This window comes from Traorella sp. mt218 (genome assembly GCF_055420025.1).
This window is the reverse complement of sequence record NZ_JBVAYM010000005.1, coordinates 76,357-99,215: the sequence shown is the minus strand read 5'-3', so window position 1 is coordinate 99,215 and position 22,859 is coordinate 76,357. Positions and strand designations below refer to the sequence as shown.

Sequence of the window (22,859 nt, the reverse complement as noted above, 5' to 3'; positions counted from 1 at the left end):
TATGATACAAGCAATCATATTGATGCTCATCCTAGGAGCTGTTCTGGGATTGGGATTAGGTCTTGCCAATAAATTTTTAGCGGTCAAGGAAGATGAGCGTGTTGAACATGTTACACAGCTTTTACCGGGTTATAACTGTGGTTCCTGCGGTTATCCGGGATGCAGCGGCCTTGCGGAAGCATTGGTCAGCGGCAAGGTAAAAAGCGTAAGTACCTGTCGCCCATCAAAAGCAGATAAGAAACAGGAAATCGTGGATTATCTGAATGCTGCTGAAGGACCTAACGGTGAAAAAGTTACTGTGACATTATAGTAGAAGGAGATCGGATCAGATCTCCTTTTATTTTATGATTTGTGTCATCATGTGCAGTGAACCATTCGTATGATAATTGACAAGTGAAAGATGAATGGGAAAGGTTACTTTGACATCGTAGCGTTGAGCATTGGGAGTAATGCTCAGCGTACACGTAGAACAGTATCGTTTACCATTCTCAATCAGCTCATAGACGGATGCATCGAGCCGGTTTTGATGTTCGATCTGTGTTACGACATAGTTCTGATATTGTCTGGCCTGATTATAGGTCATCAAAATCTGCATGAAATTCAGTCCAAAAACAACGATAGGTAATGCAAATATCATGATGAATCCAAATTCAAAAGCGCCCTTCATAGACTAAAGCGGTGATTCTTCCGTCATTTTATTCCATTGGGTTTCAATCGTATCCTGCATCGTCCCTCTAAAATCACTGGCAAACAGGATCATTCCTGAAGCGATGATCGTGACGATCAGCACAAGACCATATTCTTCAAAAAAAGCTTTCATTTTGACCTCCTAGCTTTTACATTCCATTTGTAAACATATTCATTATTACTTCACACATGATTGCCAGAAACAAAAGAGTAACTCCAAAAAGAGGAATCATGGAAAACCATTCATAAATGGTCACGGCATCTTTATGATGTTCTTCTCTTTCGCTTCTCAGCCATTTTGTTGTTGTCTGTATCATGCGATTGAATTGCAAATAGGCATCATCCTTGCCCACAGTGTTATAGCGGTATAAAAGTTTCATGGCACGTTCAATCTCACTGAGTCGGTAAGCACTTAGAAAATTCAAATAGGGGGTAATATTTAAGGCATCCTTATCACTTTCATCAATGAGTTTTTTCAAATCATGCCGGATCAGGGCAGGTGCATGGCTTAAAGAGAGCCTCAGTGACTGAGAGACGGTATTGCTTTGGAGAAGAATCTGCAATTGTCTTAGCCAGATAGGAAACTGAAATTTTAAGAGCCGGCTTTTTCTTTTCACATGTTGCTTCAATGACCAGTAATCCTTCTTTAAGAGAAAAATATATATGAAAAGAATAAGAAAGAGAATAGAAAAAGAATAATCCATCCGGCTCCATAAGCAAAGAGGCAATAATGCAATCCGGCTTTTACGGACTCTTTTTAACATGAACGATTGCTGATCCTCGTGTAACAGCTCGTCCAGATCACGTTCACGAATCAAACAGATAAGCCAGGGTTCCAGTATCTTATGGAAAAGAAAGAGCAATGCTACGATCATCGTTGGCAGCATAGTTCGGATCATAAAGCCTCCTCCTTTTCAAACCATGATTTTGAAAAGATGCGATGAGCCATAAAAAGGGTAAAAAGAAGACATGATAAGAAAATAAGGATTGCAAGCTGATAAATATCACTTCTTGTATCAAAAGAAATTTCCGCAAGCATATTTTTTGATAAAAAAGCAATCCCGATCGATAACAGACATAAGCCCATCATTTTATTTTTTGTGCTGACCTGCTTTTTCTTAAACTCATAAATATCTTCGATCCAATCATCAATATCATCCTGAATCAAATCCAATCCCTCACTAAAGCTTCCGCCATGTCTTTCAATGGTCGCTACTAAGGTTATCAGATTATGAACGATAAAGTGAGGCTGATAATCACTTAAAAGCTTCAGGGAAGCTTCAATGTTTCCTTCTTTCATCAGCACTTCCTTCATATTGGATATCAGCACACCTACTTCTCCCTCACAGACCTTTTCGCATTCGCATAAGCTCGGATAAGTTTTTGGGTTTAATTTGAATACGGCAATAAAGGTCTGAAGGAACATGGTAAAGCCATTAAATACTTTTTCCTGATAGGAGTGAAAAAGTAGCCAAATGATGATATGCGGTAGCATGAATAAGGAAACAAGAGCCAGTAGAAGATAAGTTTCAAGACGTACTTCAAATTGATAACAGAGAAAGTACAAGATACATAGAAAGAAAAAGGTACTAAAAAGATGTGTCTTGATATCATAGTTGTAACCGTAGGTAAGTATCGTCTTTTTCAGATTTCGATATCCGTTACGACTAAAGATACCATATTTAAAGAAATCCTTCTTCTTTGAAAAATTCAGTGCCAGCAATAGCAGGGCAACAAAAATATAGATCAGTACCATCATTTTAATTTCTCCATCTTTAACTTTGTTCTCAGCCTTTCAGGCAGATTTTCCAAATGCATTTTACCATCATAAATGATATGGCTCTGAGCCTGTTCCTCTTTCACATCAAAACAGACAATCTGTTTCAAAAAGCGCCGGATCCCTTTTTCACTGATGCTTGCTTCTAAATGAATACCAAAATCAATTGATTCATGGATGCTGTTTAAAATGATCTGATTACTGATTTCCACATTTTCAAACATATGCAGGATACGGCTAGGTATCTTCTGTGCATCATAGGCATGAATCGTTGAAATAAGATGGGTACCTGTTGAGATGCTTTCTAACAGATGGACCACCTCATGAGAGCGGACCTCAGAAACAAGCATCCAGTCAGGACGCTGCCTTAGTGAAGCCTTGATGGCATCAACGTAACTGAAGCGGTCACTGACTCTTAAGGCTACGACATCTTTATCCTCAAAAATATCATGGGCCCGAAGCTCCAGCGTATCTTCTATCGTTATGATACGTTCACTTTCTTTAATAAACTGAGTCAGATATTTCATCAGCTCTGTTTTTCCTGAGGAGGGCAGACCGGAGATCATGATGTTGCAGTGATGCTCCACCATCCTTTTTAAAAGTTTCAATACTTCTGTATTTGCATAACGTTCCTTTACCATCTTCTTATCGTTCAATCGCAATACGGCAGGTGTCTTACGTATTGAGATACTGTGTCCGCTGCGCGCAATTGACTGATGAAGGATGCTGATTCGCAGATCTTTAGTTTCTGCTTCAATGATAGGGGAAGTTACATTGAAGCTGCAATTAACAAAATTGGCCATTTTAAAACAAAATTGTTGAATAAATTCATCTTCATCAAAGACTTCGCAATAACGTCCCTTTGAAAGATGATCGATCCATAAATGACGTCCGTTGTAATTGATATCCGTGATATTTTCATCCTCGATATAAGGGGTCAGCGGACCGAAATCAAAGCTATTCATACAAAAGTGGAAGAAGGACGCTTTCCTCGTTCAATAAACATTCTTCCTCATGTGGATATGCCGTGGCATAAAGATCAATGCGACCCATTTCACTTGCTTTTTTCAATAACGCAACATATTCTTCATTTACGGCCAGATTAATTACGCTGGGCACATTCAAGCTGCTTTTTTTCATATCGATCCCTTTGCGATCAACGACATTGATGATCCGCACTCCCCATAATAACGCATCACTGACAGGATTTTCTTTTTTTAAAGAAATCGTGGCATAAATATCGATCTTCTGATTATTCGTCAAAGAATTGCCCGAGCTTTTTATTAGATCGATGGGCAAAGAAAATACGTTCTGACCTTCTTGAAGCTTTAAAGCAGGATAATCCGGAAGCTGCTCTTCTTCGAAAAGCATGGATCGATACAACAAGGACCCTTTAGGAATGATCCCTTCAATTTCGGTATATTTACCGATCGCTTCATCAATATCCAAAATACAGTCTTCATTCAAAAGAGCTTTGCTTACCTTAACGATTTCAAGCATATCCTTCTCAATTTTAGCCCGTGGTTCAATCTGTACTTTAGCAATCGGCACTTCTACCAGATCCAATTGTTTATCCAATAAGATCTTGAAAAGCAGCACATTAACAATGACCAGTGCGATAAGTCCTATCAAAGCCGTATTCTTTTTCATTCACTCAACTCCTCTACCATGGCTTCATCTACTTCAATTCTCATTCCCTTTAACCTGCTTTGATTTATGGCTTGACAATGAATCCTCATAAATAAAGGTTCTTTCATAAAACCACTTAATGTCAGATCATAGGTATAATCCTCAAGTGCCAATTCTTTAAAATATGTAGTAAAGGTGTCAAAAGCATCCTGTGCCTCAAAGTTATCCCGATCGACATAATCAGCCATTGTTGACAAAAGGGCTCTTTTGACTGCCATTTCGGTTACATTTTGCGTATGATCAAACTGTACATACCAGCAAAATGACAAAAAAAGAATCAGTGATCCCAGGATCATTCCATAGACAATGAAAATTGATTTCATAAATATTACCTCCTACTCTTTTATATGCATGAAAATCGTAAAATTCCCAAAAAAAATTAAAAAAAATTCATTTTTTTTTAAATCAGCTGCATAAAAATATACTTGTCTTCCTAAGTCGACAAAATCTGCATAAGAATGATCTAAAATGAATGAATGAAAATAAAACCCTTTTATCAGCTGGTATTCATGCTCGTATTAATGTTGTTGGTAATCGTGATGATCTTCAAGGATGATAGTATGCTTATCTTGAATCAGCTTTCTAAAATCTCGCTTTTTGCTTATTTGCCGATTCTTTTGCTTTGTGCTTCCTTTGGTATCATACAGGGGTGGATCTTATACAGGATCGCCCGGCCCTATCAAAAAAGTCTTCGGGTATATGAAGGAATCTTATTGGCATTTACGGGAAGCTTTTTTAATAGTGTGACGCCCTTAGGAGGAGGACAGGCATCATTGACTTATATTTTAAGAAAAAAACAGTTCAGCTTTAGTGAAATTGCGGCAATCCTATGGAAAGATTTTTTCCTGTTTCAATGTGCGCTGATCATCATGGCAACCCTGATTCTAAGCATCAGCTTACAACAAGCGTTTCTTGATTTTCCCAAAGCAGTTTTGTGGATCATACTTGGTTACGGTATCAACCTGTCTGTGATCTTCTTTCTTTATTCCATGAGCCGTTTTCCGCAATTATATATAAAAATATCAAATTTTCTGCTTCTCTTACTTCAAAAGCTCCACTTTATCCAACAACCGGATCAGCTTTTTATAAAGGGAAAAGAAATGATCGATCAATTCGGTATCTATACCTCTCAATTGAACCAAAATAAAAAGGAAGTCTATCTCATCCTACTGATGAATAGCTTCCGTCTTCTTCTCCTTTATGCCATTCCTTATCTCCTTGCGCTTCTGCTTAACCTTCCTGTTGATGTTCCGGATCTGTTTAAGATCATAGCCCTATCGTGCTTTGTGCATATGTTGAATGCATTGACGCCGTTACCGGGAGATGCCGGATGGAGCGAAGGGATGTTTATTTTGTTATTTATGAGCTTATTTACAAAAAGTGCAGCAGGGAGCATGATGATCTTATGGCGCTTCGCAACCTTTTATCTAAATATTATCATGGGTGCCCTGTGTTTTGTTTTCATAAAAAGAAGGCTTGGATGATATAGGATTTTTTAGCTCTATCTCTTGTATCCGATCGATCAAAAAAGATGATATCGTTACGGTAATCAGGGAAAAGATGATTCTCTGATAAGGAATATAAGTCAGTGATAATCCCAAAACGGTCAGATCGCTAAAAAGATAAGCAAAAGATAAACGACAGTGGGTGAGATGGGAGATCGTAAGTGCTAAGGCATCATCACCGCCACTTGATCCACCCTGCCGTACGATCATGCCTACACCCACACCGACAAAGATGCCTCCTAATACAGCGGCCAGTAAGGGATGATCGCTGAGATTCGGCAGCATTGGTGGGAAAAGCTCCCATACTTTATAAAACAGGGAAACACTGAGCGTCGATAAGATCGAAGTAACGATAAAATGGCCGCCTAAAAATCGAAAAGCCAGTAAATAACAGGTGATATCCAATAAAGGGGTAATATAAGCAGGTGATATGTGAAACCAGTGCTCGATCAAAAGCATGAGCCCGATCACACCTCCTTCTGTGATATTGCATTGCTGATGGATGTTATGAATACCAAAAGATGTGATCATCGCTCCCATGATGATGAGAATTATTTTTTTGATTGGTAATTTATGAATCAAAGATGACATATGAATCTTCCTCCTTGTATTTTATACGTGAATACAGATATAATAAAGGATATAGTAACTATAATGTCAAGGAGATTTTATGAAAGATTTATTTTCTATCGGAGAAGTATCGAAATATCAGCATATATCAAAACAGACACTTATTTATTATGACAGGATCGGTTTATTTTCACCGGCCTATGTAGATCCAAATACAGGTTACCGCTATTACAGTGCAGCACAAATCGATTATTTAGATACGATTTTGATCATGAAAAAGATTGGTTTTTCACTTCATGAAATCAAGGAACATATGCGGAATTACAATAGTGACAGTTCACTGATACTTTTTAAAAAGCAGCTATCGGTCATTGAAGAAAAAATCAAAGAGCTCTGTTTGATCCAAAGCAGGGTCAGGCATCGCTGTGAACAAATGGAACATGCAAGATCATATCATGAAGATGAAGTGATCATTGAAAAGGTACAAGATCAGTATCTTTTGACTCAAACGGTTCAAATGCCTTATTCATTAAAAGAAATCAGTATTGCGACAAAGAAATGTTTTGCGGATGCTTTTGAAAAACAACTGCCGGTTTTCTTTCAGTCAGGGGTGATCGTTCCGTTGAACCGCATTAAAGAAAATCGCTTTACAGAAGCCAGTCATGCTTTTTTACCGATTGAAAAAACAGACAGGGCAGATAATATCAAATTTCTTCCATCAGGAAAATGTGTCTGTATTAATCATATTGGTGATTATTTATCCATTGGTCATTCTTATAAAAAATTATTGGATTACTGTGGAAAACATTCTTTACAAATCATTTCTGATTCATATGAATTTTGTATCAATGATTATTTGACTTCCCACGATGAAAATGAATATATTACAAAGATCATGTTTTATATAAACTAAAAAGCTATTCTGTAATAAAAATAGCTTCAGACTGTTGACAAAGTCGGTTTTTTTCTTTCCCACTTTAGTATTAAAAATAGTGGTTTTATAACATTTTTAAAAATAATAAGTCACGGCGTACGGTATTCTCGCTATTTGCTTTTGGAAAGTTCCATAATCTGTATTCAGTTGTCAAAGAGCATATTTCTCTTTACAAGGACAACTAAACATGGGGTATCGAACCGCTTCAAATAGTTCGGAAAAGATATAAAAATAAAGCTAATTCACTGAACGAATTAGCTTATATTTCATTAATGGGGCGACTGATGGGATTCGAACCCACGCATGACGGGACCACAACCCGCTGTGTTAACCGCTTCACCACAGTCGCCATGACGCTTTATTATATTATCAAATTCATCATGAATTGTAAAGAGGAAAATGAAAAAAATCTTGCGAATAAGTAAAGAATGATTTATAATGAAACCGTTAAAGCGATGATAAGGAGTAGTAGATCGTCTAACATCAAATAGGGAATGAGGGTCAGCGACTGGAAGCCTTCTGTTGATGATTCGATTGAATTCACCTTGGAGCGGGACCAATCCTCCCCCGTAAGCCGCGGTTATCGGTATAAAGTGTGTCGCAAGATGAAACAGGATGGTACCGCGCTGAAGGCGTTCCTGCAGGTTGCGATTTTTTTTATTTTAGAGAGGTAGAAAATGGAAAGATTAGAACAGTTAAAAGAGGAAGCACTTCAAGCCGTAGAAAAGGCTGAAGCTTTGTCTGAGCTTCAACAACAAAGAGTTCATTATTTAGGAAAAAAAGGTCCGATTCAGGATGTCATGAAAATGATGAAGGATCTTCCGGCAGAAGAAAGACCGGCTTTTGGTGCGCAGGTCAATGAGATCAAGAAAGCAATCAGCGATGCGATCGAAGCAAAGCGTGGTGAGCTTGAAGTCAAGGAAATGAATCTGCGTCTTGAAAAAGAGAAGATTGATATTACACTGGAAGGATATAAGCCGGTGATCGGTAATGTCCATCCACTGACGCTTGTTCAGCAGGAGCTTGAAGACCTGTTTATCGGTCAGGGATATACCGTCGCTGAAGGACCGGAAGTAGAATTAGATTTTTATAATTTTGAAAGAGCGAATATTCCTCAGGGGCATCCGGCCAGGGATATGCAGGATACCTTCTATATCGATCACGAACGTCTTTTGCGTACCCATACGACAGCCATTCAGACACGTCAATTAGAGCTTCATGCTCCTAACCCTATCAAGGTGGTTTGTCCGGGCAAGGTTTATCGACGTGATGATGACGATGCGACACATTCTCATCAGTTTACACAGATGGAAGGATTAGTCGTAGCTGAAGGCATTCAGTTATCAGATCTTAAGGGTACCCTTGAATTTATGGCAAAGAAAATGTTTGGGGAAAGCCGTGTGATTCGTTTCCGCCCAAGCTATTTCCAGTTTACAGAACCAAGTGTCGAGGTAGATGTCAGCTGTCATGTCTGCAACGGCAAAGGCTGTCCGGTATGCAAAGGAACAGGCTGGATCGAAATTTTAGGAGCCGGCATGGTTCATCCGAATGTTTTGGAAATGGCAGGCTATGATTCAACCAAGATGAGCGGTTTTGCGTTTGGTGTTGGTATAGAACGTGTGGCGATGCTGAAGTATGGTATTGATGATATTCGTCATTTTTATACGAATGACGTGCGTTTCTTAAAGATGTTCAAGCGTTTCGATTAGGAGGATTTTATGATTACAAGTAAGAAATGGCTCAGCCAGTATATGGATTTAAGTGATGTAACAGCTCAACAGCTGGCAGATAAGATGACCGAGGCCGGTTTGGAGGTTGAGGGAATTGAGCCTTTGGCACAAGGAACGAATCTGGAAATCGGTTATGTGAAGGAATGCGTGGATCATCCGGATAGCGATCATCTTCATGTATGTCAGGTGGAGCTTGCCGAAGGCTGTGAACAAATCGTTTGCGGTGCACCAAATGTACGTGCCGGATTAAAAGTCATCGTTGCCAAGGTAGGCGCCCAATTGCCTGAAATTCAAATCAAGAAAAGTGTGATCCGCGGGGTTGAAAGCAACGGTATGATCTGTTCGCTTTTAGAGCTGGGTGTTGATCCAAAGCAGTTAAGCGATGCCCAGAAAAACGGTATCGAGGAATTAGGGGAAGATGCGGTTGTCGGCGGTGACCCTTTAGCCTATTTGGGATTGGATGATGTGCTGTTGGATGTCAGCTTAACACCAAACCGCAGCGATTGTCTGGCAAGTTTCGCATTGGCCAAAGAAGTGGGGGCCATCCTTCATAAAGAGGTGACGCTGCCTGATTTTAAAAATGGCAGTGATATCGGTGAAAAGACACAGTTAAAGGTATCTTCCACTACCCCAAAATGTCCTTTATTCTTAGGAAAGGTCATTAAAGAAGTGACGATCAAGCCGTCACCGAAATGGATCAAAGAGATCCTTCATGCCGCAGGTGTAAAGACGATCAACAATGTCGTGGATATTTCCAATTTGGTCATGCTGGAAACAGGTCAGCCGACACACTTCTATGATATCAATAAGATGCATCAGGATATCGTGGTAAGTACAGGTTTTGATACCGTTTATACCGCGTTGGATGGTGTGGACTATAAGATCGAACCTGAAGATATCATGATCACGACCCACGGTGAACCTGTCGGTATTGCCGGTTTGATGGGTGGAGATGATTCCAAGATCGACGAAACGACCAAAGGAATCATCATTGAGGTAGCGACTTTTGATTATGTTCAGTGTCGTAATACAGCTCGCCGTTTAAATATTACGAGTGATGCTTCTATTCGTAATTCAAAGGAAATTGAACCGGGTGCGCCTAAAAAAGCAATGGATCGCTGTGTACAGCTTCTAATCGAATATGCTGATGCCAAGGGTATTGAAGAAACAGCCGTTTATGGTGATCCACATGTTGAAAATACAGAATTAGAGGTTTCTGTGGAACGTATCAACAAACGTTTGGGAACCCAGTTTAGTGCTGAAGAAATGTGCGATGTTCTTAAGTGGCTTGATTTTTCACCGGTATGTGAGGGCGATCGCATTTCAATCTCTGTACCAAGCTATCGCAGTGATATCAAGATCGAAGCGGATGTTTCGGAAGAAATCATTCGTCTGATCGGATATGATCGCTTGCAATCTACCTTGCCGCTCATGGAAATGACGCAGGGAGAATTAGATAACCGTCAGAAGATGAACCGTCGTATCCGTACATTACTGACACAGTTAGGCCTTTATGAGTGTGAATCCTACACGTTGGTAAGCCAGAAGCATATCGATGATGCGATCATGGGACTTGAACCGGTCGTAGAATTAGCTTCACCGATGAGCGAAGATCGTAAGTATGTGCGCAATACATTGCTGCCAAGCATGTTGTATGTAATGGCTTATAATCAAAACCGCAGCGTGAAAGATCTTGCCTTATTTGAATTAAGCCATATCTATAGTGAAGACAAAAACGAAGAACATTTAGGTATCGTGATGTCAGGAGCCATGCAGAAAAGCCGTTGGCAAAAAATTGAGCTGAAGGCAGATTTCTATGCATTAAAGGGATTGGCTGAAACATTATTAAGCGAATTTGGCTTTGAAGGAAACCGTGTGAAGATCAAAGAAAATGATGTTGATACGATTCATTTCCATCCTTACGCAAGTGCTCTTATCTATATCGGAAAGGAATTGTTTGGTATCTTAGGTGTGATTCATCCATCAATGGCCAAAAAATATGATGTATCCACGGATTGTGTCATCATGGAAGCCAACTTAGAAGTTTTGATGAATAATAAAGCTTCTAAGATCAAATTTGAAGGCATTTCCAAATATCCGTCTGTTACCCGTGATCTTGCACTCGTCGTGAAGAAAGAAATCAAAGCCGGCGATATCGTTGATACGATCAAACGCTGTGACCGGGCTATTGTCAAGAATGTAGAAGTCTTTGACGTTTATACAGGTGAACATGTGGCAGATGACTGTAAGTCCATTGCCTTAAGCATTCTTTTCCAGTCGAATGAAAAAACACTGACCGATCAGGAAATCAATGATGTTCATCAGAAGATCTTAAATGCCCTGAAAAAGGAATATGATGCGGAATTAAGAGGTTGATGTCCAACCTCTTTTCTTTTATAATAAAATTAGGAAGCTGCAAATCTTACACACGAATGATATCCATTCTCATTTTGAAAAACTTCCGATGATCAGAACATGTATTCGACAAAACCAAAAAGAGAATACACTTGTTTTAGATGGCGGTGATTTTCATGATATGAGATCACTCACACTATTGGGATCTGATGCGAAAGCAGGAAGCTTATTTCTAAAAGCTTGTGGTTATGATGCCATGACGTTAGGAAATAATGATCTATGGAGCGGTGAAGGAAATTTTGAAAATATCATTCAAAATGAAGATGTGAATGTGTTATCCTGTAATATTGATTACTATCCTTCAAGAGAAATTCCTTTGAAAAAAAGTATCATAAAGAGATTTGAAGAAGTAAAGGTCTGTATCATCGGAGTGAGCGTAGGCAAGGATTCTTATAATTCATTTTCTCATCTTTATGGTCTGCATGTCAAAGATCCGCTTGTCTGTATCCGAGAGGAAATGGAAAGCAATGAAGCAGATATTTATATTTTGTTATCCCATATGGGGATCGAACAGGATAGAGAAATCGCACAAAAATTACCGGTTGATATCATCATAGGCGGACATTCACATACATTGATGGAAAGATGTGAATATATCAATGGTACGTATATTCATCAGGCAAAAGAGTATGGTGAACACGTAGGTGAATGTTTGATCGATATTGAAAATAAAAAGATCAGGTCAGTGGTATCAAAAAACTATGATACAAAAGATTATCCGGCAGATGAAGAAGTAAGACAACTTGTTGCATCCGAAAAGAAAAAGGCATTGGAAATCTTAAACCGGCCTTTTGTGGAGCTTCCTTTTAGGATGGATCATGACTGGATAAAAGAAGATGGTCTGACAAATTTCATCGCAGATGCTTCTTTAAAAGTGATGCCTGCCGATCTTGCGATTGCCAACAGCGGGTTATGCCTTCATGGTCTGGATCAAGAGGTTTCAAAAGCAGATGTATTTGATACCGCTCCTTCACCTTTGAATATTTCACGGGCTTATCTGACAGGAGAAAAAATATTGGAAGCCTTAAAGTTATCGCTGGATCCGGCTTATTGTCTTCATGAAGAAAGAGCTTGCGGTTTTCGTGGTAAAAAGATCGGACATTTAGCGGTCAGCAAAAATGTTGAAGTGATTATTAAGAAGGATGAGATAGAAGTTTTTTTAGATGGGAAGCGATTAGATAAGCAGAAAAAGTATCTTGTTTGTGCCAATGATTTTCTTTTCCGAGGAAGCGGGTATCCACCTTTATTCAGTGAAGATCATTTAGAATTTGATAAATTGATGATCAAAGATGTCATCATTCAATATTTGTCTGATAAAAAGCTTGTTTTGGAGTCTAAAAGCAGACGGTTCAAAAAATTTGATTATGGGAGGGATTTAGATGAAAATAAGATGCAGGGAATGTAAGACGATTTATGATGATAGTGAGAAATATTGTCCATATTGTTTTACCCGTACCAAGCCCAATGAAAGCTATGCGGTAAGAATGGGACGTATCGAGGGAAAGGCTATGAGCAGGATACGGTCAAACCGACCTTTGAATAAGCTTCAAAGGGGAAGAAAGGGGCTTATAAGAGAAAAACTAAGAGGGAAACAGAGCGCTATTTTCAATGCGATCGTTTATCTCGTTATTCTGATGATGATTGTTATGACTTTTATGAATTCCATATGTTAGAATGGTATTCCTTTTTAAACTCTGATATAATGAATCTATGAAAATAAAAAGAAATTATCCACAAGTTGTGATCAGTAAAAAAGCAGAAAAAAGACAAGAAAAGAAACATCCGTGGGTTTATGATAACGAGATCCTTTCTTATGAGCCTTATGAAAATGGTGATATCGTAGATGTTGTCAGTGAATCCGGGAAATATTATGGCAGTGGGTTTATCAATGAAAACTCCGTGATCCGTGTTCGCATTCTTTCTCGCAATGCCAACGATGTTTTTGATGAAGCCTTTTATGAACGTCGTTTACGTCATGCAATCGAATATCGTAAAACGGTCATGAAAGATGATTTTTCATGTTGCCGTTTGATTTTTGGTGAGGCGGATATGTTCAGCGGGCTGACGGTCGATCGTTTTAATGATCTTCTGGTTGCCCAGGTTAATTCATTAGGTATGGAGAAAATCAAAGATCTTCTCTTTCATAAGCTTATTGAATTGTTGAATGAGGAAAGGGATGAAATCAAAGGTATCTATGAGCGGAATGATTCTAATCTAAGAGAAAAAGAGGGATTGGTTCAATATAAAGGTTACTATCCTTTAAGAAACATGGAAATTCCTTCTTATACCCATACGATCATTTGTGAAAATGGCATCGAATATGAAGTAGATGTGGAAAATGGTCAGAAGACCGGTTTCTTTCTGGATCAGAAATACAATCGTCTGGCAGTGGCAAGGCTTGCAGAGAATATGCGGGTATTGGACTGTTTTACTCATACAGGTTCGTTTGGCTTGAATGCCGCAAAAGGCAAAGCAAAGCGAGTGGTCAGCGTAGATATTTCAAGTTCTGCGATCGAGATGGCTAAAAAGAATGCGGATAGAAATCAGCTTGATGTAGAATATGTGGTTGCAGATGTCTTTGAGTATCTGGAAAACATGAAAAAGAATGAATTTGATCTGATCATCTTAGATCCTCCTGCCTTTACAAAGTCAAAAAAGACTGTGAACAATGCTTATGAGGGTTATAAGAAAATCAATCTGGCAGCCATGCGGAAATTGCCGCGAGGCGGTTATTTAGCGACCTGCAGCTGTTCTCATTTCATGGAAAACTATCTGTTTGTAAGAATGTTAAAGGAAGCGGCACATGAAGCAAATGTTGATTTGCGATTGATCGAAGAAAGACGACAGTGCTGTGATCATCCGATTCTTTGGAATGTTCCGGAAACGGAATATCTTAAATTTTATATTTTTCAAATCTGTTAGTATATATAGCGTCCTCTTTGTATCGGACGCTGTTTTTGGGAGAAAAGAGGGCTTCATGATTTTTTTCTTTAAAATTTATATGAAGTATGATAAAATTGTTAGGTAAAAATTGAAGAAGGTGGAATATATGGGAAGACATTTTGAAGTAAGAGCGGCAGCTATGGCTAAGACAAGTGCTGCAAATGCCAAGCTGTATTCAAGACATTCTAAAGAAATTTATGTAGCAGCGAAATCAGGTGAACCTGATCCAGATATGAATCAAGCGCTGAAAAAAGCCATTGAAAGAGCAAAGGCAAACAATATCCCGGCGGATGTCATCAAAAGAGCGATTGATAAGGCAAAGGGCGGATCAACAGAAAACTATTCATCTGCTACCTATGAAGGCTTTGGAGCCGGAGCTTCAACATTGATCATTGAATGCCTGACAGATAATCAGAATCGTACGATTGCTGATTTACGTACGGCCTTTAATAAATCACATGCCAAGCTGGGCGTAAGTGGCAGCGTATCTTTCAATTATCAGCACTTAGGAAATATCATCATTGCTTATACAGATGAAGAAACGATGCTGGATGCATTGATCATGGCGGATGTTGATGTGAAAGAGATCGAAGTGCAGGGCGATAATATGCAGATCCTGGTAGAGCCGAGTGATCTCTATAAGGCAAAAGAAGCCATTGATGCGCTTATTCCGGGCGTTGCTTATGATACGTTGGAGCTTGCGATGCTGCCAAATGAGTATTGCCGTCTTGAGGGTGAAGATATGGTCTTATTTAAACGTTTATTGACTTTGTTAGACGATGTGGATGATGTTCAGAACGTATGGCATAATGTTGAAAATGTAAATGAAGAATAATGCATCGAAAGGTGCATTTTTTCTTTATAAAAAAGCTCACCGTAAGGTGAACTTCTCATATAATATTGAGCTGTGTCTGCGGATCATAGAAATGGATCTTCACAAGATCCATGGCCAATTTGATTTTCCGGTGGGCTTTTATATCCTGACGCGCAGCAAGCTTAGCTTCTAAGGATTGCCGGCCAAGCCTGCCATGAAGGATACATTCATGGCCTAACAGCTCACTTACCTCTATTTCAAAATCAAAGCAGGAAGTAGGATAGGTATCGGCTACGATATCTTCACTATGCAGATCCTCCGGACGAATACCGAGGATGATGTCTTTTCCATGATAGCTTTTTAGCTTTTCATGAAACATTTCAGGTAGCTGAATTTCATGACCCTCACAACAAAAATGACCATCTTTGATCATTCCCTTGAGAAAATTTGTCGCAAAAGAGCCTAGGAAACCGGCAACAAACATATTTGCAGGATGATGATAAATATCCTTAGGCGTACCGATCTGTTGGATGTCACCGTCTTTCATGACGACGATTCGATCTGCCATCGTCATTGCTTCAGTCTGGTCATGGGTCACATAGATCATGGTCGCATTGACTCTTTCATGCAGTTTGATGATTTCACTGCGCATCTGGATGCGAAGCTTGGCATCTAAATTACTGAGCGGTTCATCCATCAGATATACCTGGGCATTTCTTACGATGGCTCTTCCTAAGGCCACTCGCTGTCTTTGACCGCCCGATAAAGCTTTAGGTTTACGGTCTAATAATGCTTCGATATCTAAAAGCTTGGCTGTTTCGTTGACAAGGCGGTTGATTTCATCTTTATCCATCTTTCTCAGCTTTAACGCAAAAGCAATATTTTCACGTACGCTCATATGCGGATAAAGGGCATAATTTTGAAAGACCATGGCAAGATGACGGTCTTTTGGTTCGATATCATTGCATAGCCGCTCAGCGATATAAAGCTCACCTGAGGTAATATCTTCCAATCCTGCGATCATCCGAAGGACGGTTGATTTTCCACAGCCGCTTGGTCCGACAAAGACGATAAATTCTTTATCTTTAATTTCAATATTAAAATTTTTAACGGCCTCAAAGCCGTTGGAATAGGTTTTATAGATATTTTTTAATGACAAATGAGCCATGATATCCTCCTTTTTCATCATTGTATCATGCATCTTTTATGAAAAAATATATCATTTATATGAACCATATCAAATATCTGTGATTACATTGATCAGGAAAGACAAATCGGTGCAGATTCTGCATAAATCGACAGTTTATCACAGAAGAGGCCATTATGATTAAAATGAGGTGATCACATGCATCGTTACATGGAATCTTGTTTTCAAAAAGAGATATCTTTTTCTCAAAAGCTCATAGTAGCTTTCTTATTTCTGACAGGAGGCTTCGTTATGATAATAAGCTTCTTTTTGCCAATCTTTTTTATATTGGGTGTTTCTGTGTTGATGGCAGCTTTTTTTATGAAGCATTTTTTTGATCAGGATATAGAATATCTTTTATTTGATGATGAATTTGAAATTTATAAGATCATTCATAAAAGAAAACGAAAAAAATTATATCGTGCAGATATGAAGAACATGACAGATTTCATTAAATATGATCCACAGCTTTTATCGGCATATCCTAAAAAATACCGAAAAGATTTTTCAGGTCCAAATAAAGCAGAAGCTTATATGCTTCTATATAAGCATCAAAATGAAAGATATTGCTTATTGATACAATGTGATGAAGGCTTGCTTGAAGTCTTAAAAAGCAAGTGTATATCTCAAAGAGGTGTATGATGGATCAGCCATATGAAAGGATCAAGGAAACAGGTTTTTTGTCAGATACGGCATTTACAGAGGATTTGGAGCAAGTGATAAAAGGACTTCAAGAAGGCTTGATTTGTAAGGATGTCGTGAAGCTGAAACATTATCTTTATGAGCTTTGTCATCGGTTGGATGATTCATTTTCACCGCATTATATGAAATTTATATTAAGTCCGCTTTTACGGGAATTATGTCGTTTTTTAGAAAATGAAGCGGCATTCAATGTAAAACGAATGGTCATTAATTTTTATGGTGCTCAGGAAATCTGTGCCATGATGGAAATCATTGAGCGGGGATGCAAAGAGGCGATCCTTCTTTTTGAACGGCAAAAGGGCTTTGTACATAAAGAAATTGATGCGGTGATACGATATATCTTATGTCATTATCAACAGGATATCAGTGTGGATCAGCTTGCACATATCGCATGTCGTACACCAAGCTATCTAAGCAGCGTCTTTAAAAAAGAAACGGGTGAAAATCTGGCAAGCTATATACGGCAGGTGCGGATGGAAAAGGCAAGGGAGCTTTTAGATGGTTCCCATGAAAAAATTATAGATATTGCCCATCAGGTTGGATATCAGAGTGTTTCTTATTTTTGTCAGATCTTTCGTGAAACTTATGGCATATCTCCTAAGAAATATCGTATGCGATGTGTAAAGTTGACAGATATGAAGGAAAGATGTCAAGACATAGAAATTTGATAGATATCATAAATTCCTTATATATACGGATCGTATTTTAAAACCTATAATGGAGGCATACGACAGGAGGATAAGATGAAAATCAGAAAAAGCTTGATAGCTTTAACAGGACTATTGGCACTGAGTGCTTGCAGTCAGGAAGCTGAAGAAAAGAAGAATGTGACGCTGACCGTATGGTCACCGGCTGAGGATCAGGATGAAAGTCAGGGGAATTGGCTGCAAACGATGTGTGATGAGTTTGCGATTGCTCATCCGCAGTGGGAAATTGAGTTTAAGTTTGGTACGGTGAGTGAAGAAGCAATTGGTAAGACGGTGGTACAGGATCCGAAAAATTCGGCTGATGTCTATATGTTTTCCAATGATCAGATCGGAACGCTGTTAGATGCGAATGCGATTGCCAGGCTTGGCGGAGATGCAGCTGAGGATGTTAAGAAGAATAATTCACAGCTAATCATCGATTCGGTGACAAAGGATGATGCGATCTATGGGATTCCGTTTACGACGAATACATGGTTCATGTATTATGATACATCGGCTTTTAGCAAAGAGGATATCAAAAGCTTAGATACGATGTTAGAGAAGGATAAGGTAGCTTTCCCGATGACGACGGCATGGTATAACGGAAGCTTCTTTTTAGCAAATGGAGCCACTTTGTTTGGAGATGGCAGTGATGCTTCGAAGGGTATTGATTTTGGTGGTGAAAAAGGACTTCAGGCAGTTAATTATATGGTGGATCTGGCAGCAAATCCGAATTTTGTCAATGATGCAGACGGAGCTGGTCTTGCCAATCTTAGAAGCGGGGAAGTAAAAGCTTATTTTTCAGGAAGCTGGGATTATGCCCAGGTAAAAGAAATCTTAGGCGATAATTTAGGAGCGGCTCAGCTGCCAATGGTAAATATCAACGGTAAAGAGAAGCAGATGCTTTCATTTGCAGGAAGCAAGGCCATTGGTGTCAATCCGAACTGTGAGGATCAGGAAGCAGCGGTTGCATTGGCTCGTTTCTTGGGAAGCAGTGAGGCTCAGCTCAAGCATTATGAAATGCGCAGCGTCATCCCTTGCAGCAATGAATTACTAAGTGATCCAGTTATTTCAAAGGACATTCTGATCAATGCCCAGAATGATACGATTGCCAATACTTCGATCATTCAGCCAACACTTTCAGAAATGGCACCTTATTGGATAGCAGCGGAAACATTCGGTAAGGCCTTGATCGCAAAAGATATTACAAAGGACAATGCACAGCAGAAGCTGGATGACTATGTGACCCAGCTGAATGATCAGTAAATAAGATCCTAAGGATATCTTCCTTGGGATTTTTTCAAAAAAGGAGAAGATATGGAAAAATCAGGATTTAAGGCAGCTTGGTGTCAGGGTGACAGAATCACAAAATGCTCATTTCTTCTTATGGGCAGCTCTAATTTCTTACGTGGACAATATATCAAAGGATTCATCTTTTTATCAGTGCAGATCATTTATATCGGTATCATGCTGACAAATGGTTTCTCGATGCTGGCAAAGCTGCCGTCCTTGGGAGAAGCTATACAGCAGGAGGTATGGAATGAAGCTAAAGGCATTTATGAATATACGGCAGGGGATCAGTCACTTTTGATCTTACTGTTTGGTATCAGCATCCTCTTTTTGACGATTGCCTTTTTTATGGTATATCGAACGAATGTGAAAAGTGCCTGTCATGTGCAATATTTAAAGGAAAAGGGACTAGCGCTCCCTACATTCAAACAGGACATCAAAGAGCTTTTTGACAGCAGGCTGCATGTCTTGCTGCTGAGTGCTCCTGTAACCGGAATCCTTGTCTTTACGATCCTGCCGCTCATCTTCATGATTACGATGGCTTTTACGAATTACAGTAAGATCGATCAGCATTTGATCCTCTTTGATTGGGTAGGACTTAAAAACTTTATTGAGGTATTAGATGTGAGCGGGGATATCGGCCGTCAGTTTTGGGGAGTCTTGGGATGGACATTGACATGGGCCATCTTTGCGACGATCTTAAATTATATCTTAGGCATGTTGCTGGCCATTGTCATCAATCGTAAAGAAACCAAGGGCAAAGGCTTTTGGCGTTTCTGTTTTATTCTCTCGATTGCGGTTCCGCAGTTTGTTTCCCTCATGATCATGCGAACGATGTTACAGCCGGAGGGAGCAGTGAATATCTTATTGCGAAATCTGCATCTGATTGAAGCTTCGGCTTCCTTGCCGTTTTTCACCGATCCAACTTGGGCACGCATCACCGTGATCGTCATCAATTTATGGGTAGGCATTCCTTTTACGATGATTCAGGTCAGCGGTATCTTACAGAATATTCCTTCAGAATTATATGAATCGGCAAAGGTGGACGGTGCCAATGCCTTTACGATCTTTACGAAGATTACTTTGCCCTATATGTTATTTGTGACAACTCCTTATCTGATTACGACATTTATGAGCAATATCAATAATTTTAATGTGATCTATCTGCTTTCAGGCGGTGATCCGACACCGGTAGGAATGAGTGCCGGAAAAACTGATCTTTTGGTTACCTGGCTCTATAAGCTGACGATCGATAAACAATATTATAATTTAGGGGCTGTCATCGGTATCTTTACCTTTGTGGTTTTGGCTGTCATTTCTTTATTGACATATCGCAATACGCAGTCATATAAGGATGAGGAGGGATTCATGTAATGAAAAAGAATAAGAAAAGAATGGTGAATGGTTCGGTGTATTCAGGCTTGAGCATTTTAGCGGTAATTTGGCTGATGCCAATCTTTTGGGTCATCTTAACGAGCCTTCGCGTAGAAAGAGGCAGTTATGTGACGACCTTCTTTCCAAAGGCATTTACCATAGATAACTATGTTCATCTTTTTACGGATACAGGTGTCTTGAACTTTCCTAAAATGTTTATGAATACGCTGATCATTGCTTCTGCTTCCTGTGTGGTTTCCTGCTTTTTTGTACTTTCAGTAGCTTATTGTACGTCACGTTTACGGTTTAAATTACGGAAACCATTCATGAATATTGCGATGATATTAGGTCTTTTTCCGGGTTTTATGTCCATGATCGCCGTATATTATATCTTGCAGGCATTAGGCTTATCAGAAGGTGTCATGATCAAGGCAGCTTTGATTTTAGTATATAGTGCCGCCAGTGGTACAGGCTTTTATATCGCAAAGGGATTTTTTGATACGATTCCCAAGGCACTCGATGAAGCGGCTCTTTTGGATGGTGCCAATAAGTGGCAGATCTTTACGCGAATCACGATACCACTCAGTCGCCCGATTCTGGTATATACGGCCTTGTCTTCTTTTCTGGCACCATGGGTCGATTTTATCTTCGCAAGGGTGATCTGTCGGGCAGATGCCTCACAATATACCGTATCGATCGGTATGTGGCGTATGTTAGAATATACGATGATCGATGCCTGGTACACCCGTTTTGCAGCGGCTGCTGTCTGCGTATCGATTCCTATTGCCATCCTGTTTGTGGTGATGCAGAAATTTTATGCAGAAGGCATGTCAGGAGCTGTGAAAGGATAAAGGTAATAAAAAAGTGATGCAAAACACGGCATCACTTTTCTTTCTTTTTAAGATGGTTCTTAATTTCAATATAAAGATACTGATATCGAGAAATATATTCACGAAGCATCTTTTTGAGCGTAAAACGATAAGGGGCATGAAACATAATAATATCATCAAAAAACTTACGGCTCATCGCATAGGCACGATTCACATGATAGCCGCTTGTCAGAATCCCGATTTTTTTAAAATGGTATTCCTGACAGATTTTCCGGGCATATTTCATATTTTCATAGGTCGTCGTGCTTTGATCTTCTAAAAGCGGTTTCTGGTGGGTTAATTTTGTAAAGTATTCGCCCATGATCTGCGCTTCTGAATAATGATTATGCGCCTTTCCGCCGGTAAAGATACATACAGGGATCTTATATCGTATGACCACTTTTGCCGCTTGTTCTACACGCATTTTCTGAGTAATTGACATTTTGCCATCATCATAGGCAGGACATCCCAACACGATCAGGCAATCCACATAGCCTTCTTCATGTTTACAGGAAGGAAAGCAGATGATGGGAAGGAATAAAAATATTACAAGGATCAAACATAAGAAGATCATAGAAAAACAGGCGCCTCCAATTCTCTTTTGCGGAAATCTTCACGTAAATGTTCTGGCAAAGCTAACGAATAAAGACAGGCAGCCTTATATTCCATTTGCCGATAGCCTTCTTCGATCTGATTAAATTTAGAAGCATAAGGAAAATTCCCCTTCCTTAAATATTTCCTTCCTTTTTCATTGGCTCCTAAGATACGCACAGAGCCTGGTAAAGCAAGCTCATTGACCTGTTTTTTTGTTGTCTGATTTAATAAATGAATACAGGTACGCTGGATCCTGCTGCGGGTATATTTTTTTGAAATGCAATGATTCATAAATTCTTCAAAAGATGAAAATTGGGCATTTTTGATCAAAAGATTCTCAATCCCTTCATCCATTAAAAATAATTCTTTAAGAGAATCTTTTGGAAGCGTAAATAACAGCAGTTGGATCATCGGATAAAAATCTTCCAAAAAAACAGGATTTTCTATTTTCGCCGGTGTTGCTTTTGAAACATCCTGATGGCCCTGAATGGCTTTGCGGATACTGGTGGCACTGGAAATATGTTCTTCCAACCGGTCATCAAAGTAGTGATTGGTTCTTTTGATGCAGTAAGGAGTCATGTTTTTTGAATATTTAAGATAATTGATCCCTAAGATATCATTGGCATAAAGGGTGCCATACATCTGTTCATAAGATTGGACAGGTGCCTTTTTTTTATCTAATTCTATCTTTTCAAATTGAGAAAGACGGATGAGTTCCTGAAGATCATGACTTTCCGAACCAAAGCAAAAAGCCTCACATTTCATAAGATTTAAAAGATGCATGGCTCCCATAGCAAAGGGTTGAGCACTTTGGGTGGCATAGATAAAAGGCAATTCAACAACTAGATCAACACCATGTTCAAGCGCCAATCGGGTCCGCTGCCACTTGTCAATAATGGCAGGTTCTCCGCGTTGGACAAAGTTGGGTGACATGACTGCAATTAAAAGATCACATTGGGTGATTTGCCTGGTCTGGTTGATATGATGAATATGACCGTTATGAAACGGATTATATTCTACGACGATTCCACATGTTTTCATAGGCTTAATATACCATAAAATCATAAATTATGATATATTAAATGCAGGTGAGA

General features: G+C 39.2%; 25 protein-coding genes and 1 tRNA gene. 14 read left to right on the top strand and 12 right to left on the bottom strand.

Annotated features, from left to right (window positions below; genetic code table 11):
- Position 1 precedes the first annotated feature (1 nt).
- Positions 2–310, top strand: a complete 309-nt coding sequence (locus tag ACZYT3_RS04215; protein WP_294562079.1) for a (Fe-S)-binding protein — start codon at positions 2–4, stop codon at positions 308–310.
- Positions 311–337: 27 nt separating this feature from the next.
- Here the strand turns inward: ACZYT3_RS04215 and ACZYT3_RS04210 are convergent, their stop codons facing one another.
- The 7 genes from ACZYT3_RS04210 to ACZYT3_RS04180 are packed head-to-tail and all read right to left on the bottom strand — an operon-like array spanning position 338 to position 4,476.
- The gene (locus tag ACZYT3_RS04210; RefSeq protein ID WP_294562080.1) at positions 338–637 is read right to left on the bottom strand and encodes a hypothetical protein; all 300 of its coding nucleotides are present in this window, start codon (positions 635–637) and stop codon (positions 338–340) included.
- A 33-nt stretch (positions 638–670) separates the two neighbouring features.
- A complete protein-coding gene (locus tag ACZYT3_RS04205) occupies positions 671–820 on the bottom strand; it encodes a hypothetical protein (protein ID WP_294562081.1) in 150 nt (49 codons plus the stop codon).
- A gap of 16 nt (positions 821–836) precedes the next feature.
- Entirely contained in the window at positions 837–1,586 is a 750-nt protein-coding gene (locus ACZYT3_RS04200) for a hypothetical protein (protein WP_464087795.1), read from the bottom strand.
- On the bottom strand, positions 1,583–2,446 hold the full coding sequence (locus ACZYT3_RS04195) for a hypothetical protein (RefSeq protein WP_294562083.1): 864 nt from the start codon (positions 2,444–2,446) through the stop codon (positions 1,583–1,585). The genes ACZYT3_RS04200 and ACZYT3_RS04195 overlap by 4 nt, the downstream gene beginning before the upstream one ends.
- A complete protein-coding gene (locus ACZYT3_RS04190) occupies positions 2,443–3,429 on the bottom strand; it encodes an ATPase, T2SS/T4P/T4SS family (protein WP_464087794.1) in 987 nt (328 codons plus the stop codon). The genes ACZYT3_RS04195 and ACZYT3_RS04190 overlap by 4 nt, the downstream gene beginning before the upstream one ends.
- Positions 3,422–4,114, bottom strand: coding sequence for a Flp pilus assembly protein CpaB (gene cpaB, locus ACZYT3_RS04185; RefSeq protein WP_294562085.1), 693 nt, complete (start codon positions 4,112–4,114; stop codon positions 3,422–3,424). The genes ACZYT3_RS04190 and cpaB overlap by 8 nt, the downstream gene beginning before the upstream one ends.
- A complete protein-coding gene (locus ACZYT3_RS04180) occupies positions 4,111–4,476 on the bottom strand; it encodes a hypothetical protein (RefSeq protein WP_464087793.1) in 366 nt (121 codons plus the stop codon). Before ACZYT3_RS04180 ends, cpaB begins: the two co-directional genes overlap by 4 nt.
- Before the next feature lie 186 nt (positions 4,477–4,662).
- Here ACZYT3_RS04180 and ACZYT3_RS04175 point away from each other — a divergent pair, with 186 nt between their 5' ends.
- A complete protein-coding gene (locus ACZYT3_RS04175; RefSeq protein WP_464087792.1) occupies positions 4,663–5,637 on the top strand; it encodes a lysylphosphatidylglycerol synthase transmembrane domain-containing protein in 975 nt (324 codons plus the stop codon).
- On the opposite strand, the gene ACZYT3_RS04170 is transcribed toward ACZYT3_RS04175, so the two are convergent.
- Positions 5,581–6,249, bottom strand: coding sequence for a YitT family protein (locus tag ACZYT3_RS04170; protein WP_464087791.1), 669 nt, complete (start codon positions 6,247–6,249; stop codon positions 5,581–5,583). The genes ACZYT3_RS04175 and ACZYT3_RS04170 overlap by 57 nt on opposite strands.
- Before the next feature lie 79 nt (positions 6,250–6,328).
- Between ACZYT3_RS04170 and ACZYT3_RS04165 the strand changes: the two genes are divergently transcribed.
- Complete coding sequence (locus tag ACZYT3_RS04165; RefSeq protein WP_464087790.1) at positions 6,329–7,141, top strand: MerR family transcriptional regulator; 813 nt, start codon at positions 6,329–6,331, stop codon at positions 7,139–7,141.
- A gap of 294 nt (positions 7,142–7,435) precedes the next feature.
- Here ACZYT3_RS04165 and ACZYT3_RS04160 read toward each other — a convergent pair.
- Positions 7,436–7,511 (bottom strand) — tRNA-His (locus ACZYT3_RS04160).
- 328 nt (positions 7,512–7,839) lie between these two features.
- Here ACZYT3_RS04160 and pheS point away from each other — a divergent pair.
- The 6 genes from pheS (at position 7,840) to ACZYT3_RS04130 (ending at position 15,085) form a co-directional block, all read left to right on the top strand.
- Positions 7,840–8,871: a phenylalanine--tRNA ligase subunit alpha gene (gene pheS / locus ACZYT3_RS04155; RefSeq protein WP_294562091.1), complete on the top strand. Its 1,032-nt coding sequence runs from the start codon at positions 7,840–7,842 to the stop codon at positions 8,869–8,871.
- A gap of 9 nt (positions 8,872–8,880) precedes the next feature.
- On the top strand, positions 8,881–11,268 hold the full coding sequence (gene pheT, locus ACZYT3_RS04150) for a phenylalanine--tRNA ligase subunit beta (RefSeq protein WP_464087789.1): 2,388 nt from the start codon (positions 8,881–8,883) through the stop codon (positions 11,266–11,268).
- A 28-nt stretch (positions 11,269–11,296) separates the two neighbouring features.
- Positions 11,297–12,712: a bifunctional metallophosphatase/5'-nucleotidase gene (locus tag ACZYT3_RS04145; protein WP_464087802.1), complete on the top strand. Its 1,416-nt coding sequence runs from the start codon at positions 11,297–11,299 to the stop codon at positions 12,710–12,712.
- A complete protein-coding gene (locus ACZYT3_RS04140) occupies positions 12,687–12,980 on the top strand; it encodes a hypothetical protein (protein WP_464087788.1) in 294 nt (97 codons plus the stop codon). The genes ACZYT3_RS04145 and ACZYT3_RS04140 overlap by 26 nt, the downstream gene beginning before the upstream one ends.
- Positions 12,981–13,017: 37 nt before the next feature.
- Positions 13,018–14,229: a class I SAM-dependent rRNA methyltransferase gene (locus ACZYT3_RS04135; protein ID WP_464087787.1), complete on the top strand. Its 1,212-nt coding sequence runs from the start codon at positions 13,018–13,020 to the stop codon at positions 14,227–14,229.
- A gap of 127 nt (positions 14,230–14,356) precedes the next feature.
- Positions 14,357–15,085 (top strand): YebC/PmpR family DNA-binding transcriptional regulator, encoded by a 729-nt coding sequence (locus ACZYT3_RS04130; protein ID WP_294562096.1) that lies wholly within the window; start codon positions 14,357–14,359, stop codon positions 15,083–15,085.
- 55 nt (positions 15,086–15,140) lie between these two features.
- Here the strand turns inward: ACZYT3_RS04130 and ACZYT3_RS04125 are convergent, their stop codons facing one another.
- Positions 15,141–16,232: an ABC transporter ATP-binding protein gene (locus tag ACZYT3_RS04125; RefSeq protein WP_464087786.1), complete on the bottom strand. Its 1,092-nt coding sequence runs from the start codon at positions 16,230–16,232 to the stop codon at positions 15,141–15,143.
- 270 nt (positions 16,233–16,502) lie between these two features.
- Between ACZYT3_RS04125 and ACZYT3_RS04120 the strand changes: the two genes are divergently transcribed.
- The 5 genes from ACZYT3_RS04120 to ACZYT3_RS04100 all read left to right on the top strand — a co-directional run bounded on the left by ACZYT3_RS04120 (position 16,503) and on the right by ACZYT3_RS04100 (position 21,153).
- Entirely contained in the window at positions 16,503–16,892 is a 390-nt protein-coding gene (locus ACZYT3_RS04120; protein ID WP_294562098.1) for a hypothetical protein, read from the top strand.
- Complete coding sequence (locus ACZYT3_RS04115; protein ID WP_464087785.1) at positions 16,892–17,620, top strand: helix-turn-helix transcriptional regulator; 729 nt, start codon at positions 16,892–16,894, stop codon at positions 17,618–17,620. Before ACZYT3_RS04120 ends, ACZYT3_RS04115 begins: the two co-directional genes overlap by 1 nt.
- Positions 17,621–17,695: 75 nt before the next feature.
- Positions 17,696–18,904, top strand: a complete 1,209-nt coding sequence (locus tag ACZYT3_RS04110; RefSeq protein WP_464087784.1) for an extracellular solute-binding protein — start codon at positions 17,696–17,698, stop codon at positions 18,902–18,904.
- A 51-nt stretch (positions 18,905–18,955) separates the two neighbouring features.
- Positions 18,956–20,302 carry a carbohydrate ABC transporter permease gene (locus tag ACZYT3_RS04105; RefSeq protein ID WP_464087783.1) on the top strand — a complete coding sequence of 449 codons (1,347 nt, stop codon included), beginning with the start codon at positions 18,956–18,958 and terminating at the stop codon, positions 20,300–20,302.
- A complete protein-coding gene (locus ACZYT3_RS04100; protein ID WP_294562837.1) occupies positions 20,302–21,153 on the top strand; it encodes a sugar ABC transporter permease in 852 nt (283 codons plus the stop codon). Before ACZYT3_RS04105 ends, ACZYT3_RS04100 begins: the two co-directional genes overlap by 1 nt.
- Before the next feature lie 31 nt (positions 21,154–21,184).
- Here ACZYT3_RS04100 and ACZYT3_RS04095 read toward each other — a convergent pair whose 3' ends face one another.
- Entirely contained in the window at positions 21,185–21,745 is a 561-nt protein-coding gene (locus ACZYT3_RS04095; protein ID WP_464087782.1) for a YdcF family protein, read from the bottom strand.
- Positions 21,742–22,806: a tRNA(Met) cytidine acetate ligase gene (locus tag ACZYT3_RS04090; protein WP_464087781.1), complete on the bottom strand. Its 1,065-nt coding sequence runs from the start codon at positions 22,804–22,806 to the stop codon at positions 21,742–21,744. The genes ACZYT3_RS04095 and ACZYT3_RS04090 overlap by 4 nt, the downstream gene beginning before the upstream one ends.
- Positions 22,807–22,859: the final 53 nt, after the last annotated feature.

Excerpts from the sequence above, each read along its gene's own strand:
- ACZYT3_RS04215 (WP_294562079.1), top strand. The coding sequence starts at position 2 with ATGATACAAGCAATCATATTGATGCTCATCCTAGGAGCTGTTCTGGGA.
- ACZYT3_RS04210 (WP_294562080.1), bottom strand. The coding sequence starts at position 637 with ATGATATTTGCATTACCTATCGTTGTTTTTGGACTGAATTTCATGCAG.
- ACZYT3_RS04205 (WP_294562081.1), bottom strand. The coding sequence starts at position 820 with ATGAAAGCTTTTTTTGAAGAATATGGTCTTGTGCTGATCGTCACGATC.
- ACZYT3_RS04200 (WP_464087795.1), bottom strand. The coding sequence starts at position 1,586 with ATGATCCGAACTATGCTGCCAACGATGATCGTAGCATTGCTCTTTCTT.
- ACZYT3_RS04195 (WP_294562083.1), bottom strand. The coding sequence starts at position 2,446 with ATGATGGTACTGATCTATATTTTTGTTGCCCTGCTATTGCTGGCACTG.
- ACZYT3_RS04190 (WP_464087794.1), bottom strand. The coding sequence starts at position 3,429 with ATGAATAGCTTTGATTTCGGTCCGCTGACCCCTTATATCGAGGATGAA.
- cpaB (WP_294562085.1), bottom strand. The coding sequence starts at position 4,114 with ATGAAAAAGAATACGGCTTTGATAGGACTTATCGCACTGGTCATTGTT.
- ACZYT3_RS04180 (WP_464087793.1), bottom strand. The coding sequence starts at position 4,476 with ATGAAATCAATTTTCATTGTCTATGGAATGATCCTGGGATCACTGATT.
- ACZYT3_RS04175 (WP_464087792.1), top strand. The coding sequence starts at position 4,663 with ATGCTCGTATTAATGTTGTTGGTAATCGTGATGATCTTCAAGGATGAT.
- ACZYT3_RS04170 (WP_464087791.1), bottom strand. The coding sequence starts at position 6,249 with ATGTCATCTTTGATTCATAAATTACCAATCAAAAAAATAATTCTCATC.
- ACZYT3_RS04165 (WP_464087790.1), top strand. The coding sequence starts at position 6,329 with ATGAAAGATTTATTTTCTATCGGAGAAGTATCGAAATATCAGCATATA.
- pheS (WP_294562091.1), top strand. The coding sequence starts at position 7,840 with ATGGAAAGATTAGAACAGTTAAAAGAGGAAGCACTTCAAGCCGTAGAA.
- pheT (WP_464087789.1), top strand. The coding sequence starts at position 8,881 with ATGATTACAAGTAAGAAATGGCTCAGCCAGTATATGGATTTAAGTGAT.
- ACZYT3_RS04140 (WP_464087788.1), top strand. The coding sequence starts at position 12,687 with ATGAAAATAAGATGCAGGGAATGTAAGACGATTTATGATGATAGTGAG.
- ACZYT3_RS04135 (WP_464087787.1), top strand. The coding sequence starts at position 13,018 with ATGAAAATAAAAAGAAATTATCCACAAGTTGTGATCAGTAAAAAAGCA.
- ACZYT3_RS04130 (WP_294562096.1), top strand. The coding sequence starts at position 14,357 with ATGGGAAGACATTTTGAAGTAAGAGCGGCAGCTATGGCTAAGACAAGT.
- ACZYT3_RS04125 (WP_464087786.1), bottom strand. The coding sequence starts at position 16,232 with ATGGCTCATTTGTCATTAAAAAATATCTATAAAACCTATTCCAACGGC.
- ACZYT3_RS04120 (WP_294562098.1), top strand. The coding sequence starts at position 16,503 with ATGATAATAAGCTTCTTTTTGCCAATCTTTTTTATATTGGGTGTTTCT.
- ACZYT3_RS04115 (WP_464087785.1), top strand. The coding sequence starts at position 16,892 with ATGGATCAGCCATATGAAAGGATCAAGGAAACAGGTTTTTTGTCAGAT.
- ACZYT3_RS04110 (WP_464087784.1), top strand. The coding sequence starts at position 17,696 with ATGAAAATCAGAAAAAGCTTGATAGCTTTAACAGGACTATTGGCACTG.
- ACZYT3_RS04105 (WP_464087783.1), top strand. The coding sequence starts at position 18,956 with ATGGAAAAATCAGGATTTAAGGCAGCTTGGTGTCAGGGTGACAGAATC.
- ACZYT3_RS04100 (WP_294562837.1), top strand. The coding sequence starts at position 20,302 with ATGAAAAAGAATAAGAAAAGAATGGTGAATGGTTCGGTGTATTCAGGC.
- ACZYT3_RS04095 (WP_464087782.1), bottom strand. The coding sequence starts at position 21,745 with ATGATCTTCTTATGTTTGATCCTTGTAATATTTTTATTCCTTCCCATC.
- ACZYT3_RS04090 (WP_464087781.1), bottom strand. The coding sequence starts at position 22,806 with ATGAAAACATGTGGAATCGTCGTAGAATATAATCCGTTTCATAACGGT.